The organism is Pseudoalteromonas mucoides (assembly GCF_049257175.1).
Lineage (GTDB): Bacteria > Pseudomonadota > Gammaproteobacteria > Enterobacterales > Alteromonadaceae > Pseudoalteromonas.
Map to the genome: position 1 here is coordinate 85,408 of NZ_JBMMUC010000008.1, position 16,399 is coordinate 101,806.

The 16,399-nt window shown below is 40.7% G+C and carries 16 protein-coding genes; all 16 read right to left on the reverse strand.

The genetic code is table 11. From position 1 onward, the window contains the following. Positions 1 to 93 precede the first annotated feature (93 nt). From AAEU30_RS10580 to AAEU30_RS10655, 16 genes are read right to left on the reverse strand one after another with little or no spacing between them, the layout of a single operon-like run. Positions 94 to 3,834 carry a DUF6701 domain-containing protein gene (locus AAEU30_RS10580; protein ID WP_421960476.1) on the reverse strand — a complete coding sequence of 1,247 codons (3,741 nt, stop codon included), beginning with the start codon at positions 3,832 to 3,834 and terminating at the stop codon, positions 94 to 96. Beyond that, positions 3,831 to 4,325, reverse strand: coding sequence for an agglutinin biogenesis protein MshP (locus AAEU30_RS10585; protein ID WP_421960477.1), 495 nt, complete (start codon positions 4,323 to 4,325; stop codon positions 3,831 to 3,833). The genes AAEU30_RS10580 and AAEU30_RS10585 overlap by 4 nt, the downstream gene beginning before the upstream one ends. Beyond that, positions 4,315 to 5,145: a PulJ/GspJ family protein gene (locus tag AAEU30_RS10590; RefSeq protein ID WP_421960478.1), complete on the reverse strand. Its 831-nt coding sequence runs from the start codon at positions 5,143 to 5,145 to the stop codon at positions 4,315 to 4,317. Before AAEU30_RS10590 ends, AAEU30_RS10585 begins: the two co-directional genes overlap by 11 nt. Beyond that, complete coding sequence (locus tag AAEU30_RS10595; RefSeq protein WP_421960479.1) at positions 5,145 to 5,681, reverse strand: prepilin-type N-terminal cleavage/methylation domain-containing protein; 537 nt, start codon at positions 5,679 to 5,681, stop codon at positions 5,145 to 5,147. The genes AAEU30_RS10590 and AAEU30_RS10595 overlap by 1 nt, the downstream gene beginning before the upstream one ends. Beyond that, positions 5,668 to 6,159, reverse strand: a complete 492-nt coding sequence (locus AAEU30_RS10600; RefSeq protein ID WP_421960480.1) for a pilus assembly FimT family protein — start codon at positions 6,157 to 6,159, stop codon at positions 5,668 to 5,670. The genes AAEU30_RS10595 and AAEU30_RS10600 overlap by 14 nt, the downstream gene beginning before the upstream one ends. Positions 6,160 to 6,169: 10 nt before the next feature. Beyond that, positions 6,170 to 6,697: a prepilin-type N-terminal cleavage/methylation domain-containing protein gene (locus AAEU30_RS10605; RefSeq protein WP_421960481.1), complete on the reverse strand. Its 528-nt coding sequence runs from the start codon at positions 6,695 to 6,697 to the stop codon at positions 6,170 to 6,172. Between the two features lie 22 nt (positions 6,698 to 6,719). Continuing rightward, on the reverse strand, positions 6,720 to 7,313 hold the full coding sequence (locus tag AAEU30_RS10610) for a prepilin-type N-terminal cleavage/methylation domain-containing protein (RefSeq protein WP_421960482.1): 594 nt from the start codon (positions 7,311 to 7,313) through the stop codon (positions 6,720 to 6,722). A gap of 2 nt (positions 7,314 to 7,315) precedes the next feature. Next, complete coding sequence (locus tag AAEU30_RS10615; protein WP_421960562.1) at positions 7,316 to 8,539, reverse strand: type II secretion system F family protein; 1,224 nt, start codon at positions 8,537 to 8,539, stop codon at positions 7,316 to 7,318. Beyond that, positions 8,526 to 10,253, reverse strand: a complete 1,728-nt coding sequence (locus AAEU30_RS10620) for a GspE/PulE family protein (protein WP_421960483.1) — start codon at positions 10,251 to 10,253, stop codon at positions 8,526 to 8,528. The genes AAEU30_RS10615 and AAEU30_RS10620 overlap by 14 nt, the downstream gene beginning before the upstream one ends. Then, positions 10,250 to 11,320, reverse strand: coding sequence for a tetratricopeptide repeat protein (locus tag AAEU30_RS10625; protein WP_421960484.1), 1,071 nt, complete (start codon positions 11,318 to 11,320; stop codon positions 10,250 to 10,252). The genes AAEU30_RS10620 and AAEU30_RS10625 overlap by 4 nt, the downstream gene beginning before the upstream one ends. Further along, complete coding sequence (locus AAEU30_RS10630; protein ID WP_421960485.1) at positions 11,317 to 12,219, reverse strand: ExeA family protein; 903 nt, start codon at positions 12,217 to 12,219, stop codon at positions 11,317 to 11,319. Before AAEU30_RS10630 ends, AAEU30_RS10625 begins: the two co-directional genes overlap by 4 nt. 2 nt (positions 12,220 to 12,221) lie before the next feature. Beyond that, positions 12,222 to 13,889 (reverse strand): pilus (MSHA type) biogenesis protein MshL, encoded by a 1,668-nt coding sequence (mshL, locus tag AAEU30_RS10635; protein WP_421960486.1) that lies wholly within the window; start codon positions 13,887 to 13,889, stop codon positions 12,222 to 12,224. After that, positions 13,873 to 14,193 (reverse strand): agglutinin biogenesis protein MshK, encoded by a 321-nt coding sequence (locus AAEU30_RS10640; RefSeq protein WP_087533327.1) that lies wholly within the window; start codon positions 14,191 to 14,193, stop codon positions 13,873 to 13,875. Before AAEU30_RS10640 ends, mshL begins: the two co-directional genes overlap by 17 nt. Beyond that, entirely contained in the window at positions 14,171 to 14,854 is a 684-nt protein-coding gene (locus AAEU30_RS10645; protein WP_421960487.1) for a type II secretion system protein M, read from the reverse strand. The genes AAEU30_RS10640 and AAEU30_RS10645 overlap by 23 nt, the downstream gene beginning before the upstream one ends. After that, positions 14,851 to 15,450: a PilN domain-containing protein gene (locus AAEU30_RS10650; protein WP_421960488.1), complete on the reverse strand. Its 600-nt coding sequence runs from the start codon at positions 15,448 to 15,450 to the stop codon at positions 14,851 to 14,853. Before AAEU30_RS10650 ends, AAEU30_RS10645 begins: the two co-directional genes overlap by 4 nt. Then, entirely contained in the window at positions 15,440 to 16,381 is a 942-nt protein-coding gene (locus AAEU30_RS10655) for an MSHA biogenesis protein MshI (protein WP_421960489.1), read from the reverse strand. Before AAEU30_RS10655 ends, AAEU30_RS10650 begins: the two co-directional genes overlap by 11 nt. Positions 16,382 to 16,399 lie beyond the last annotated feature (18 nt).

Genomic DNA, 16,399 nt, shown 5'->3' on the forward strand with positions numbered 1-16,399 from the left:
CATTATTTATTTTTTTAATAATTAAACTCTTATGCTATGTACTTGCAACACAAAACACAAGCTTTGTTCAAAAATTATCTGAGTTTACAACTATTACCGTACCTCACGCCAGTAAATAACACGATCATTTCCTCTAAAACGGCCAAATTGTAAAATTCCTTGTGGATTTAGTTGGCTAGCATCACCTTGCCAATCCCACTCAAGCCAATTTTCTGTGTCGTACTCAAGGGTAAAAATACCCGAACCTTTAGGTTCTGCATAAATACCATTACTCGCTGGGTAAACTCCTTGTTCCAGCTGACCACTTATCTCATTACCATATATATAACTGAGCTCAGGCGTGGCAGGAGATACTTGTGTTATTTGTGGGTGCTCAAAGGACGTGCAGTTATTATTAGTATCAAGTACAAACTCACTGCCATTAAAATACTGCGCTTGCATAGGCACCAGTAAATTGTCTAAATCAGAGCCTGCATTATCACCCAGCACTAAGCGGCCAAAGCGAAAACTAATAGGCGTATCATTAAGTACCACGCTATTGCAGCTATTACTTAGCGCACAGTCAGTTGCTAAAGTGGGGTTATCATCAGCGCCGAGTAAGACTGCGCCTTCAATTCCTGTCACTGTTGTCATCAAATTTACACTTTCAAATGGGCCATCTGGATCATTAAAGCCGCGCCGCGCTAATACAGTATCGTTATCACTTATAGTAAAAAGCCCTGCTAAGGCTGACGTACTACCCCATAGACTAGTCTCTAAATTTTGTAGTCTAGGGGTTAAACCACTACCCGAGATATAATTACCTACTTCACTGTTTTCTGCATTGATGCTTACCGCTGAATTAATAAATCCGCCGATATAGTTTTTCATCACTTGATTATTTTGATTAAGCGCCTGAACAGTAAACCCTAAAGTAAATGGCTCATTCATATAAGTGCCATTACTGCCATAGCGGGTGCACTGTGCACTGGCTTGAATATTTTGTACTGTATATTGCGAGGGCGCAAAGCGGCCAACACGAGTAATCGCACCTCGCACATCGCCAGCACCAAAATAATCGCCATCGTTGAGCCCTGCGGTTAAATCGATAATACCGACTTGATCGTAGCTATAACTCGATATCGATTCACTGAAGCTACCCGTATCTGCAAACGCAACTAAGTTTTCTTCTTGTAATATTCCCAGCACTCCTGCCGTTGGCAAGTAAACGCTCGGTTGTACATCAGGTTGCTCACCTATGAAGTGCTTCGCGATTGGGTTACTTGAAATTGCACTGTAATCGTCTGGGTAGCCATCATTATTGATGTCTTGGTTATCAAGCCACTGCACCGCATTCATTTTTATAGAAAATGACTCACCGGTTAGTTTAAATAAACTGCCGCTGGCATCATTAGCTTGGGCACTGGTATCAGCAAAGCTCATTGCTAAACCAAATGGCTTAACCACAAACTCATTTGAGCTACCCGTTAAATTCACCGATAAGTTAGTTAATGGGTCTAACACTAAATTTAATTTTGCATTTAAACTCAGTTTGCCAGCATCCGGATAGTTAATAACAATAGGTGCTTTTGAGTCACTATCAAACTTTAAAGGCACTGTTTGATAACTTTGGCCTATGCTATGGGTTGTGCTGTTATTTGTTAGGGCAAGGTTATTGGTGCACGTAGAGCCTGCACTGCAGCTATAGGCTAAATCTATAGCCACTTCTCCACCAGCAGGAAAAGCGGCTTCGCATACGCCCGTTGTGGTATTGGTTTTCACGGCTTGGATTGCTAGTTGCGATGCATTGAACCCGGTATTTGACGGTTTACCCGATATTTGATTCAAAATTGATGTGTTGTTATTCGTCTCATTACTAAAAATAAACCCAGCGTCTGAAAAGGTTACCTTACAGCCACCTAAACCAACATTTGTGCCGCCAATATAACAACGCAGTGGCGCTGATGGATCTGCCACGTTATAGCCAAATTGCACCTGCCCTGTGGTTCGTTTAGCGAACTGTAAATCTGTAATGCCAGTAAAAGTTATCACTTCTCCCGTCACCCAGCTTTGTTGAGTATTATTATCTGGTGATAAATCTAAAGTGGATACTTCATCATAAATTATATCGCATGCATCATTAGCACAAGCAGTCAGCGTAAGTTCTTTAGCTTCGCAGGTAAGGCCTTTATTATCACTCATTGATAATCGGTAATGATCCAATAAAACTGGCGTATTAATACCACAAAAGCCAGGAATGTTATTTGGCACTGTAGTACCAGTAAATGATGAGCTTTCTTCTGCAATTATTTCAGTGCCTGAGGTGATCATGCCAGTATAGTTTACCTCTTGCGCTATGCGAACTTCTCCCGTGGCGACTAAAAAAGCTGAAAAATCGACTGCGGCACCAATCGACACCGCACCATCTACATAAATCGCTAAATACGCCCCATTTTCTATTGTAATTTTAGTATTCGCCACTGTTAAAAATGACGTCGACAGTAACGTAGTAGAATTTTGTAAAAAAATACGTGTGGGTGCAGTTACTCTATACTCAGGCGCAATCATGGTCATTTGTAACTCATCAAAAAAGTAGTCACCACCGAGTGTTGTAGGAATTGCACTACCCGATGAGCCATCATTGGCCACTGTTGGTACTTGCGAAGCTTGCCCTGCAGTTAACGCATTTTCACCTTTAGCTGCGCAAGGCTGGCCATTACAAAGAGGGATATTAGTTAATGCCGTTGAAATATAGTTCGTGGTAGTAAGCACATTCGCGTTATTATCGGTGACTGTCACTCCTTGGACTAACTGAATCTGGCCATTGTTATACGTTGCAATCGCACCGGGGAATAATGTGTCACAGCTTAGAATATCGCCATTTGATACAAACGTACTGGTCATGGCTAAAATAGATGCTTCTTCATTTGGATGACTACGTTCATTATCTCCATCACGGTCTTCATCGACCACAATTCCTAATCTTTTGCGAGTCAAATTACAGCTTCGTAGCCAACCACCATCCTCACCCACTCGGCTATTTTTACTTGCTACAACCAATGGAGCGGTAGCAAAATTATTTGAAAAATTAAAATAGTTACAACCGTTACTCCAACCATCAACATTGTAACCAGTAAAAAAGCTTTCCCATAAAACTTCTACCTGATTATCATCAACAAATGTACGGTTATTGCCAGGTTCCACAACTAAGTAAGCCACTTTTTCACTGTTGATTAGGCCACTACTTGTTTCAGAGGCTTCTAAAGCGATATTGACCCCCGACGTTGTTAACGAGTTGGTTTCGACTGCAATCGTTAAAAATGGCCGTAATGCATCTGTAGGTGGATTGCTGTCCAAGCTATTAATAGTTTGTAGAGAGTGAAAAAAGTTCGGCCTAACGGCAAAGGGGTGATCAAAATTTATTGCCTGATAACTTTTAGGCAAAACGTAGTTAGATTTAGGACCATATTGAATCTCTAATTGGATATCTGTACTGCCGACCTCCATTATTGTGCCATCAGGAAACTCATGAACACCGTATTCGACCGCTAAATAATGTGCCCCCATTGTAATATGCTCACCATCCTCCCCTGTAGGCTCTAGAGGAAGCGCTTCGAAGCCTGTTGTCGTTACATTACGAATGCGCACAATCGCAGGGTTTCCCCCTTGATTGGTCGACAACATAAATACCGCAGGTGGTGTATCGTATTGTTGCTGAAAATTGATCTTGGTCCAAATCGGCGAAACATAGGTATCTTGCAACTCAATAAAACGCCCTTCAATTTTAGGCACTACAGCAATGCTGGTAGCACTAAAAAGCAATATGGAGATGAAAATTAGTAATGTATACCTCATGGTAACGTCTTCGCTCCTACACTCACTGTCCGCTGTGTTTGCCAATAGTCTTTACGGCATGGCTCGCCGATAGCACAACTGCTTGGTGAACATGTGGCACTGCTTTTTAAATAAAAAATATTCACCGCCCCCGTACTATTGCTGGTATCGGGTACATTTAAGTATTGCTGACATGCTATTGTTACTGTGCAGTTTTCTAAATACTGAGTTTGAAAAACAGGGGATGTAGTTACTGCTGCGCAATTTAGCGCTGGACTATTAAGTGGAAATATTTCAGTTAGCCCGCTTTCTAACCCACTTTGCGCTGCTAAATAGGCGCGCGAACCATAATACTCGATCACATTTTGCTGCGAAGATGCCGATAAAATTCTAACCAATGCTAAGCCAAGTACTAGCAGTACAACGATGATCACCAAAGTGACAATCAGTAGGTTCCCACCTTGATATGCTTTATTAATTACTGCTTTTTTAACTCGTGGACTAAGGTACATTTGGAATATGCACCTCATGATTAAACATCATGGCTTCGTTATCATTAAACGCCATGACCGCGTGAATATTCAGTACGGCATTACGAGTTAATGCTGTGTCACTTAATCTAAAAAAAGCATTACTTGCTAGGCTATTACCTATATGGAGCGCTAATAAATCCCGTTTTACTGCGCTGGTGCTTTGCAACTCAACGGCATCTAGTTGGGCGTTGCGAAAGCCATAATCTTGATAACGGTATAACTGTGTGCCTTCTACACAAAAGCTAACAGGCGTCGCCAGTAAGTAAATTCGTTTTGCTGGTGACTCTTGTGCAAATGCTTGATCAAATTGCCATTGATCTAACTCACTGCTTGCTGATGATACGAAATTAGTTAATTGCAGACGTTTATTATTACTTACGTCGTAGACTTCTGTCGGATCTAATGGATAAATACTGGCCCAATCGTCAATACTTGGTTGAGCTGAATCATTTAATTCAAAATCGACTGCCGTAACAATAAAGGGAGCAGTGTTAGGTAGGTAACCAGTGTAATGGGTAGCCGATTGAAAGGGCGTAAACTCAAGGCATTGGCTCAAACCACAATTATTTTCACAGCTTAAACGTAAAGAGTTAGGCATCGCATGGCGCAGCTCTTTTGCTAAACGCGTTAACATAAAACGTGCTTGTGCAACGGCTTCTTGGCGCTCTACCCCCTGACTGTAAATATTAAACCCTGAGTTAATAAAAGCAAAAGAAGTAACAGCAAGAATTCCCAAAATAACCATTACAAGTAGGAGTTCTATTAAAGTAAATGCCGACTGCTTTAGGTATTTACTCATCAATAATTACCCTTATATGCGCTAAATCCGTATTCTTCACCATTAGGGCTGCTTACAATTACCGTGACACGCTTTGCAAGTACACCATCGTTTACCGTTGCACTATTAAAGTCACTGTCATACGTAACTGTAACGACCACATTAAAACCTTGATATTGGCTAAGTACTTCACCCAAACTATTTGTTATAGACTGATTGCTCAGTGCAATATAATCGTCAACATCATCATAAGTGGTGCGTGTTTCATCTGTTTCTGAGCCTAGGTTCGCAGGACTTGTGCAGTCTGGAGCAGCTAATGAACTTTCAGAGCAACGCCTAAATGGTGGTGCTCGCTCACTGTTTTCATCAAAAGATTTAGCCATAATTTCATTCATTAATGATTGTCCTAGCTCATTTGCCCGCAACTGTAAGATAGGGTCTGCGCTTTGTCTCGCTTGTGGAGCTATTAACCCAGTTATAATAGTCAATGCAATAGCAAAGATGACAATGCTGATAATCAATTCAATTAAGGTAAATCCATTATTATGGGCACGCATATATAAGCCCTTCGCCACTGATACACACACCGGCAAGCGATATATCTATGCGGCAAGTGCCATCACAACTTTGATCGCTTCGACCTAAAGGATCAAAATTGATCTGCGTAAATTGGGCCCCTTGATCGTCCAATGCAGTAAAAACAAAATCACTGCGCTGAGTTTTAATCATTACCACTAAATCATCTGGGTTATTTACATCAGCACCACCTGTGCAGGTATCCGGTGTCGGCCCTGCAATTAAGGTTGCGGTTATGTACAATTTATGACAACTCGTAAGCCCAGTATCTTGCATTGCTCGTAACTGTATTGTTCTTAGCACTGCTAATACTTGATCGCGATATGCATAAGCGTCTTCCGTTGAACTCCCTAGAAACTTGGGCCCTGCCGTTACCGACAGGATACCCAAAATAACTAAGGTGATAATCAATTCAACCAAAGTAAAGCCACGCAATCGTTGCTTACACGTATATTTCATTGTTTGTGGATTAACAACCTGTCAATACTATATCCACTACAGGTGGTACCACTTTCACTGGTGGTGTTCCATCATTTGAATCTTTTGCTTGAGTATACTCAATACGGCAATCATCAGAACTCACATAGCTATTAGGGTAAATAATTACAACGCCATCTCCACTGTCATCCAAATTAAAGTCGCCAGAATCATCCGCTTCAAAATCAACATCTAAAAATGCTTCAAATGCAGCTAGAGAAGCTTCTGGGTAGCCGTATACAGTAGCGACGTTTCCACCATTATCAACAACTACTGCTGCTGTGTCTTTTTTATGATCACTGGCAATTATAGATTTACCATTGACTATATTCATCCCGCTGCGGATCGAACCTTCTAACCCTTCGAGTGTTGATGCATTGGCATCTCCCTGAAGGTTTAAAAAGCGGGGGGCCGCAACAACGGCCAAAATACCTAAAATGACGATTACAATTATCAGTTCTACTAAAGTAAAACCTGCTTGTTTATTCACTACGTTACTGTTCATTGATTGCGTTTTCATAAGTAAGCCTCTTTGTTATTACTTAAGATTTAAAAATCTGTACTTTGCCTGTTACAGGAAAATACGAAAATCCACTGGTGCCAACGTGTGGCTCACCAGCTGTTGGAATATTTTTCGCATCTAAAGAATGAGTTAAATAGTAAATACATTGCAGCTTATCTGCGTTATACCTCACTAAAAACATTGTATCTTCAACTACTGACGCGTCACTACTTAGGGTACTTCTTGGTGCATCTTGTAAAATTACATTCAACACCTGTTGGCATTTGGTACTACTCATCGCTAATGCCTGCGTGTTCTCTTGCTCTGTTTCATCACTCGTTGGCGTACCAAAACGACCATCAACACCAACAACTACACCTCCATAATTTATATACGTAACAAACTGCGAAACATCACTTCCAGATGGCCTCGCGTCCAGTTCCCACTGTCCTCGAATTAAACCTACTGCACTGGCAAAACCACCAGCAACGGCATCAATATTTGAACGGTGAGCTCGCTCCTTAATATCTAAAAACTGCGGTACAGCAATACTCATTACGATAGCCAGTAAAATAACCACAAGTACAAGTTCCAAAAGAGAAAAGCCTGCCTGATGGTGTGTTTTACCAATCATTGTTAACCACCTTTGATTGCTGACATCATGTTCCACATCGGCATAAAAATACCGAGCGCGAGAATTAGCACCATAACGGCAACTATCACCGTTAAAATAGGCTCTATTTTGGCGGTTAAACTGCGTAAATCGTAATCAACTTCTCGCTCATAATAATCTGCGGCTTCTTGTAAAAGCTCATCAACTCGCCCTGTTTCTTCACCTACAGCGACCATTTGCAGCACTAACTGGGAGAATAAATCGCTGCTTTTAGAAGCTCTGAGTAAGCTGTCGCCCTTTTCAATATCTTGACGAATATTTAAAATTGCACGTTCCATATAGGTGTTATCAACGGCTTTTGCGGTTAAAGATAACCCCGTTGTCATCGGCACCCCTGAGCGCAATACCATAGCTAAACTTTGGCTGTACCTTGCAAGTAATGAGCGATGAATAATGTTTCCCACTATAAGTATTTTTAATTTGTAGTGGTCCCAATTATATAAACCAACTTCTGTTGCTAGGTATCGGCGCCAAGCGATCACACTGCCAACCAATATTAGTAATAAAAGCCACCAGTAATTAACGAAGAAGTAGCTTGTTGCCACCAAAATCTGGGTCATTAAGGGTAACTCAGCATCAAATTTTGCAAACATGGTGGCAAACACTGGGATCACAAATATATTTAAAATCACCATAGCAACTAATAATGCAGCAATAACAAAAGTGGGATAACGCATTGCCGCTTTTATACGTTTGCGGGTTTCTTGCTCTTTCTCAAAATAACTAGCAAGCTGGTGAAAAGCATCCTCTAAGCGCCCAGAGCCTTCACCGACCAATACCATTGCGATAGTTAATCTGCTAAATACTTTGTTGTGCATGGTCATCGCACTGGAAAGATCTCGTCCTTGTTCTAACTGTTTAATAATCTCATTTAGAACCAACTTAAACTCTTTATTTTGTGTGGTATCAGCTAACCCCACCATGGCACGAATAATCGGTATACCCGCTTTGAGCAACGAATACATTTGCCGTGAAAACATAATCATATCGTCAAGGCCGATCTTCTCTTTAAATAGCTGGCCTAGCGGTAAGCTGATGTCACCTTCTCGGTCTATCTGCGTAATAGATATAGGGATAAACTGGCGTCTCAATAAACTATCAGCGACTCCAGCTTGGCTGGCGGCTTCTAGTTGCCCCTTAATCAAGACCCCTTTTTGGTCTTTAGCTTGATAGTTATAAAGGTGCATCATCACCTCCTACCATTTCAGGAATATATTCAGCCACTTTAAATACTTCATCTAAAGTGGTGAGCCCTTGCTTGGCATACTCTAAAGCCATTGTGGATAACGGGGCAAAGTAAGGGTTATCTTTAGCCGCCCTAGCAAAACCTTGAGTATCATTTTGACGAAGACACTCCATCATGGCCTCATCCATCTCGAGTAACTCAAAAACACCCACCCGACCTTTGTAACCAGAGTGATTACACGCGGTACACCCCTTGCCATAAAAAAACTCAGTATTGTCTACATCAACATTTAAATACTTTAACCAACTAGCCTCTTGAGCATCGGGTGTATATGTATGCTTGCAGTTTTGACATACCCGCCTAACTAAACGCTGAGCAATAATGGCCCTTAGTGAGCTGGCAACTAAATATGCAGGTGCTCCCATATCAATTAACCGCATAGCACTGGTTATTGCGTCATTAGTATGCAGAGTTGAAAGAACTAAATGCCCTGTTAACGCGCCTCGTAAACCTATATCAACCGTCTCTTTATCACGCATTTCCCCCACCATTAGAATGTCAGGATCTTGGCGTAGTGCGGTTCTTAAAATACTGGCAAAACTAAGCCCTATTTTATTTTTTATTTGTACTTGGTTTATCCGACCAATGCGGTACTCCACCGGATCTTCTACTGTAATAATTTTATTTTCTGGCTGGTTTAGCTCACTCAATGCACCATATAAAGTAGTTGTTTTACCGGATCCTGTTGGCCCAGTAACCAAAATCATGCCATGAGGGCGTTTTAATATTGAGCGAAAACGCTTTAGCAGCGTCGCTGGCATACCGGTTTCATCTAATGACAATAACCCGGCAGATTGATCAAGCAGCCGCATAACAACCGATTCGCCATATTGAACCGGCATAGTAGACAAACGAACATCAATACTATGAGTGTGCACTTTAATATTAAAACGGCCATCTTGTGGTAAGCGCTTTTCTGAAATATCTAAGCCAGACATCAATTTAAGCCGTAAAACTAATGCTGATGCTATTTTAACTTGATTGAGAACATGCTCTTGTAATACCCCATCAACACGCTGACGAATTCGTAACATGCCTTCATCTGGTTCAATATGTATATCTGACGCTCTGACCTGAACCGCATCTTCAAAAATCGATTGTAATAACTTTACTACGGTCGCATCAGAGGATTCATCACCTAACGAATTTAAGTCAAATTCTTCTACATCTTCATACTCTTCATGCAGCTGCTCAGCAAAGCTGGTTATTTCTTCAGTTCTTCTATACACATTATCGAAAGCCGCCATGATCTGGCTTTCTTGCACCACGGCTAAATCAATTCGCTTAGGTGCTAAAATTGGCGCGAGTTGATCAAGTCCTCTTAAATCGGCCGGATCACTCATGCCCACAAGGACTGAGTCACCATTGTCTTCTATAACTAACGCTCTATAACGGCGTGCCATTACCTCAGAAAGCAATTTGGATACTTCTGGCGAGATCTTACGTTGCGAAATATCTAAAAAGGGAACTTTCAACTGCTGAGCTAAAAACCTTAGCAATTGTGGCTCACTAATAAATTCCAGGGCAATTAGCGTCGCACCGAGCTTACGGCCAGTTGCAGCCTGAACGTTTAGCGCTTCACTTAATTGCGCTTCAGTGATCATATGCTCTTCAACTAATAAATCACCTAACCTTAGACGTAGACTGGGTCTCATGACACACCTCCTAAGGCCTGTAATCGTTGCTCTGCATGCTTAAGCACAGCGGGGTTTAAGTTACCCACTTCGATAGCAGCTAAGTAATAGCGTTTCGCCGAGAGGTAATCTCCTTGTGCATCTTTAGAGGTTGCCATGGCTAGCCACCATTTGCCTTGCTGAGGTTGTAGTTGTGTTAGTTGCTCAAAGCAAACTAATGCACGTGTATGATCCCCCAATTGCTGCGCAGCAGTGCCTTTAAGCGCCCAATATTGCGAATCTCCCTGGCTATCGAAGTCATCGCTTAATAATTGTTGTACAACTGAATATTGCTTACGAGTAATATAAATTTTACTAAGCAGTACACGCCACTCGAGTACCTGCGAGTCAAACGCAATGCCATGCTCTAAAATACTTTGCGCGGATAAAATATCTTGCTGTTGAAAATAAGTCGCTGCTAGTAGACTTCTTGCTGCTATATTCCCTTTATCTCGATTAAGAATTTGGCTTAAATCATCTATGCCTTCCTGATATAAACCAAATTCAAGGGCTTGCTTAGCTTGACGCAGTAACTCAGCAATTTGCTGTTGCTCGGTACGTTGCTGAGTCACCTTTTTAACCTGAAAACTACTTTCTTTATTGGCGGTAGGTACTTTACTTGGCTCAATAGCGACAGCTGCAACCATAGGTTTTTCAGCTACAACCGGCTCTTTAGTGTCAGTTTTTACCGTCACTACTTCTTCAATAATGGGCTCTACTTTAGCAACTGGTTTAATTACATCAGAGTTACTCACCACAGGAGCATTGATTAACACTGGCGTGTTATTTTGCTCGGCCTCTTTTGAGCTTTGAGCTTTGGTAACTACATCTATTCGTTCTGGTAATTGAGCGGCAGCATCATCACTTGCTGTAGGTAAATAAATATAGCTCAATACAACCACTAACAAGGCAATGGTGATTATTAGTAGCTTTTTAATTAAGCCATGTGAGTCATACACAGGTTCAACTACAACAGTACCTTGCTCATTTAACAAAGTTGTTGGCTGTCGTTGTTCAATATTTTTAAGCATTGAATTAATGACGCTCATAGCCATTGCCTCCAAGCCCAAATCATCATTATGGCAAGCGCCGAAATACTCACCACAGCAACATTCCAACCATTGATATAATTATTCACGGTGCAATCTTCAGTGTCTTTTACCGCAAGCTTTATGTGTCGACTACTTACTTCTGTGAGCCCTTCACCGTAAGCTTGCAGCAAGGTTTTATGACATAAGATATTTACTAACCGAGGAATACCACGACTTGCTTGTGCTATTTTTAAGCCTAATTGCTTGGTAAATAGCGGTGCACCTTTAAAGCCCGCAATTTGTAACCGATGATTAATATAATAAATGACTTCGCCAGTGGTCATTGGCCTTAGCTGGTAAGAGAAGCTAATACGCTGACGTAATTGGCGAACCCGTGTATGCGCTAGCTTTTCGTCTAATTCAGGCTGACCAAATAGCACCACTTGAATCAGCTTTTCGCTTTCAGTTTCAATATTGGTAAATAGACGAAGCGCTTCAAGAGCATCCCAACTTAGGCTTTGCGCTTCATCTATCAGTAAAACAACTTTTTTGCCTTCTTTTTGTAGTGCTAATAAATGATGATTTATCAGCTGGCTAAGCGCTTGCTGATCTAACTGTTTATCAACGTCCATACCAAGCTCTACAGCAAGCGCCCAGCGTAGCTCATCCGGGCTTAAATATGAGTTAGGTAAATAGGCAACTGTGTAATCGCGCTCTATTTGATTAAGTAATTTACGGCACAATAAAGTTTTACCAGTGCCGACCTCTCCAGTTACCTTAATAAATCCCTCTCCCATTTCAAGTGCAGTAATAAGCACCTGCATGGCTTCATTGTGCGGCGCAAGCGCACAAAAAAACTCGGTGTTAGGGGTTAAGGTGAAAGGCATTTCACTTAAATTAAAGAAGCTCAAATACATAGCTAGTTCTCATACCAAGTATTAAGTAATTGGCGGCTGCGTGTTTGTTGTTTTTTCCAAGTATCTGGCATTACAACCGTTGGCTTTAGCAATATAACGAGCTCTTTCTTTTCTTGGCGTTTACTAATACTTTTAAATAAATTACCAAATAAGGGAATATCACCTAATACTGGCGTTTTAGACTCTTCATCGGTGGTTATCGTCTGCATCAAGCCACCAATCACAACTATTTCACCGCTTTGAGCACGAATTACCGTGTCTGATTCCCTAATGTTGCTTTGTGCTAACGGTAAAATAAACTCATCATTATTAAGAGTAATAACCTTTTGCTGCTCTTCAGTTTGAGTGACTGAGGGGTGAACATGTAAGATCACCGAACCGTATTTATCTATTTGTGGGGTTACATCAAGCGCAATCCCTGAAAAGAAAGGGGTTAGGTCAATTTCAGGGGTTGTTGTGGTTGCATTCCCTGTCACTGTGGTACTTGACACATTGGTAACAAAGTACTCATCTTGACCTACTTTAATGACCGCTTTTTGGTTGTTAGTTGCAGTCACTCGAGGGTTTGAGAGCATCTGCACATCGCCCTGAGTTTCTAATAAGCTAATCACCCCTGTAAAGTCTGCGTTATTAATGACTAAGTTTGAGACACCACCTAAAGCGGCAGTAATACTATTACTAATTTGCCCAGCTGCTGTGGTCGCAAACGACAGGCTTGTACTGCCAATTGAACCCGCTATTTCGTTCCAATTAACACCTTGCTGATATTCATCTTTAAGCGTGACTTCGACTATTTTGGCTTCTAAAATAACTTGCCGTTGTAAGTTTTCTTGGGTTTGCCTTAAAAAGTCCTTTAGCTGCATTATTTCACTTGGTAATGCATTAACCGTTACTAAGCTTGCTTGTGGGCTGGCAATAACATAACGACCATCACCGCTGCCAATAAGAGATTTTAAAGCCAGCTCTAGATCTTTCCAAAAATCATTACTGTTAGTGGTTTGAATCCGCGAACCGTTAAGTTCAATATTTTGATTATTACCAAACTCTCCATCTTGCTGATTGTTATTACTGTAATTATTTGAAGCACTGCTTTGGCTTGAGCTATTATTATCAGCCATTTGGCTTACGCCGCCCGCTACAACACTCACCGTAGACTGACCACTGCGCTTCATCATTAAATAGTTAACGGGTATTGTTTCAGTGCGCATTTTTGCAGGTAACACCTGAACAACTCGCCCTTCGTGAACAATATCAAGCGGATACATACGTTTGATTACATTTATTACCTCATCAAAAGTAACATTTTTTAATGTAAGACTAATGCTGCCAGCTACCTCTGGGTGTATAGCGACACTGTATGGCGTATCGTCAGTTAAACCAGCAAAAAAAGCGCGTACTTCAACTTCATTTGCAGCCACTTCAAAACGCTTAACTGCCAGCTCTGTATTAAGGCTTTGTTCGCTATCAAATGACGACAATAAGCTTTGTGTAACTTCATCTGGCACTGTCAGTGGGGCTACTGTAGTTTGCTGCTCAGGCTGAGCGGTGAGCTCTTGCTCTATATGAGGCTTTATTTCTTTACCTGGAGCAAAACTATGGCAACCACCAAGATAGATAGGTAACAGCAATAAAATAGTCAGCTGACTAGGTAATTTAATTTTTAATTTCATAATCATATAAATCTAATTTTATTTGCTTATTGTCATTCGCTAACACAACTTGCTTAGAGCTTATGGTTAGCACTTTATAGTCATTTATTTGATCGCCTACGGTATAAATCTGTCCTGAAATAATCGCTTTATAGCGGCCTGACCTTTTAATTATTGATTGCAGCTTGAGGCTACTTTGCTGATTTTTAACTACGCTAGTAGCGAGCAAATTTTGTGGCCTAGTTGGATCGGCCAACTGCTGCGCAACCACGTCTGCTGAGCAAACAAATAACCCAAGCACACTAAAGAGCAATAAATTTTTCATTCGCGCTCACCGTTGCTATATGTATGATTAATTGCGCCCGAGGATAATCCTCTACTTGATAGTCAAAGCGCTGGATTAAGAGTTTTTCTTTACTTTGTTTTAGCGATGCTAAATATTGTTGCAAGTTAAAATACTGTCCCTGTAATGTGAGCACCATTTGATGTTCAAAAAACAGTGTTTTAGCTTCGTTTGCACCAACTTTGGTAACATCAACAGCTTTAGGCTCTAACACTTTAAAACTAACAACCTTAACCTCGGTACTTTCTTTTAATAGCTGCTGCAACATACTAGGAACCCGTTCAGCGCTGACAAAGCCTTTGCTAAATTGGCTCAACTTTTCATCTGTAAGTGCAAGTTCACTCTTGGCTTGTACTATTTGTGAGCGTAATTCTTTTGTGTAATCATTACTTAGAGCTTGCTCCAACATCGCTAATTGTGTTCTATTTTGAGTTATTTTTTGTTGTGCTTGAGTGTTAGCTTGGTGCTGTTTATTTGCTTGAATTTGTATCGGCTCAACAATAAAAAGATAGCCTAAATATAAAATAATAAATAACCCTGCAAATAAAATAGCCAGCTTTTCTCTTATTTGCAGTACAGCAAAACGTGTTTGATACTTCACCCATAACGGCCAATTACGAGAAGAGGAGTTTTCAGTTTTCATGGCTGCTCCTCCTTAGCGGCAACCTCAGTGGCCACATTAAATTCACTTAAGCCGTCTTTATCTTCAAACTCTAAAACTGAGAACTCCTTACCTGCGAAGTACTTCGATTGCTTTAAACTACTTAGCCAAACAGGTAACTGAGCCGATTGACTTGATTGCCCTTTTAAAGTCACTGCTTGCTCAGAAAACGTTACGTGAGTTAACCACATATCCGCCACATGATAACGCGCTAAATCAAGCATTATTTGGCTATAGTCCATACTAGATAAGGTTTGTGCAGCCTCCAAATAACCAAATACTTGTTGTTTATGAGCAATCTCTTGCTCAATCATTTTTAACTGCTTAACAAACTGATCCTTATTTTGTTTTTCATCTAATTTAGCTTTCACAGCTTGTAGCTGGTTACTAATTTCATTTAATGTTAATTCACTTTGCTGGGCCTCTATTTGGTTAAAGTGAACTGATAATGCAAACCCACCCCAACTAATGGCTATCACAAATAATGCGATGGCCCACAAGGCTAATACACTTTGTAATGGCATTAAGTCACGACGAGGACGTAATGATTTTTGGTAAAAATTGATTCTATTCTTCATTGCGCGGCTCTTTACTTTCAGCCATAGATATAGCTGCAGCTAAGGCATAGAAAAACTGACTATTTAAACCCTCTGATAAGGCAAGGTTTGGTTTAAAATCAATAACCTTAACTTGTAACAGCTCGGCAAGCTCAGCTCTAAGTGTTAAAGAAGATAAATCGTCGCATTGCAGCTGAATACTGCGAATAGGAGGCTGCTTGAGCTGACTTTCGAAAAAGTCCATCGAACGTTGTATCTCTAAACCTAAAGCGTCAATAAAGGCACTATTTTGATCTTTTTCTGTTATACCGACAAAGCCATTTAATCGTCTCGCTAAGACAAGTTTACCGTCACAGATAATCAATATTCTCGGCTCATGCTCAGCATGCTGTACCACCAACATATGTGCATCTTTATCTTTGCCAAATAAAGTGAGTAATACCATTTCTTCTGACGTCATTGAGCGTAACACTGCATTAGTATCTGCGAAGCTGTTAATAAACGGCTGTATCTGTGTTTTATCAGTAATAAACACATTCATCTTACGTGCTTGCATTGGTAATGAGATGGGGTAATCAATAAAATCAGCGATGATATTCTCGGGCGCAATATTCACAACGTCTTTAGCTGTCCATGGTAACGATTGCACAATTTCGTCATCTGTTAGGTTCGGTTTTTCCATTTGTACAATTTGATAATAGTGGTGAGGTATCACTAAATTAATGGCGCAACTGAGTTTACTCACTTCGTTTGTACAATCTGTAATTGCTTTTGTATAATCCCCTGGCTTTGTAACTGCAACACTGTGAGTTTTATCTATTTGCCAATGCCCCTGCGAGCGCTTTAAGCTGACAGCATTTACTGTTTTTGCATATGTAGCTATCCCTATTACACAATTCGGATCTAACCCTTGTTGCAACCAAGGAAACAATGAAAAAATCTTCTTTTTCATATAGCTACTTATATTAAC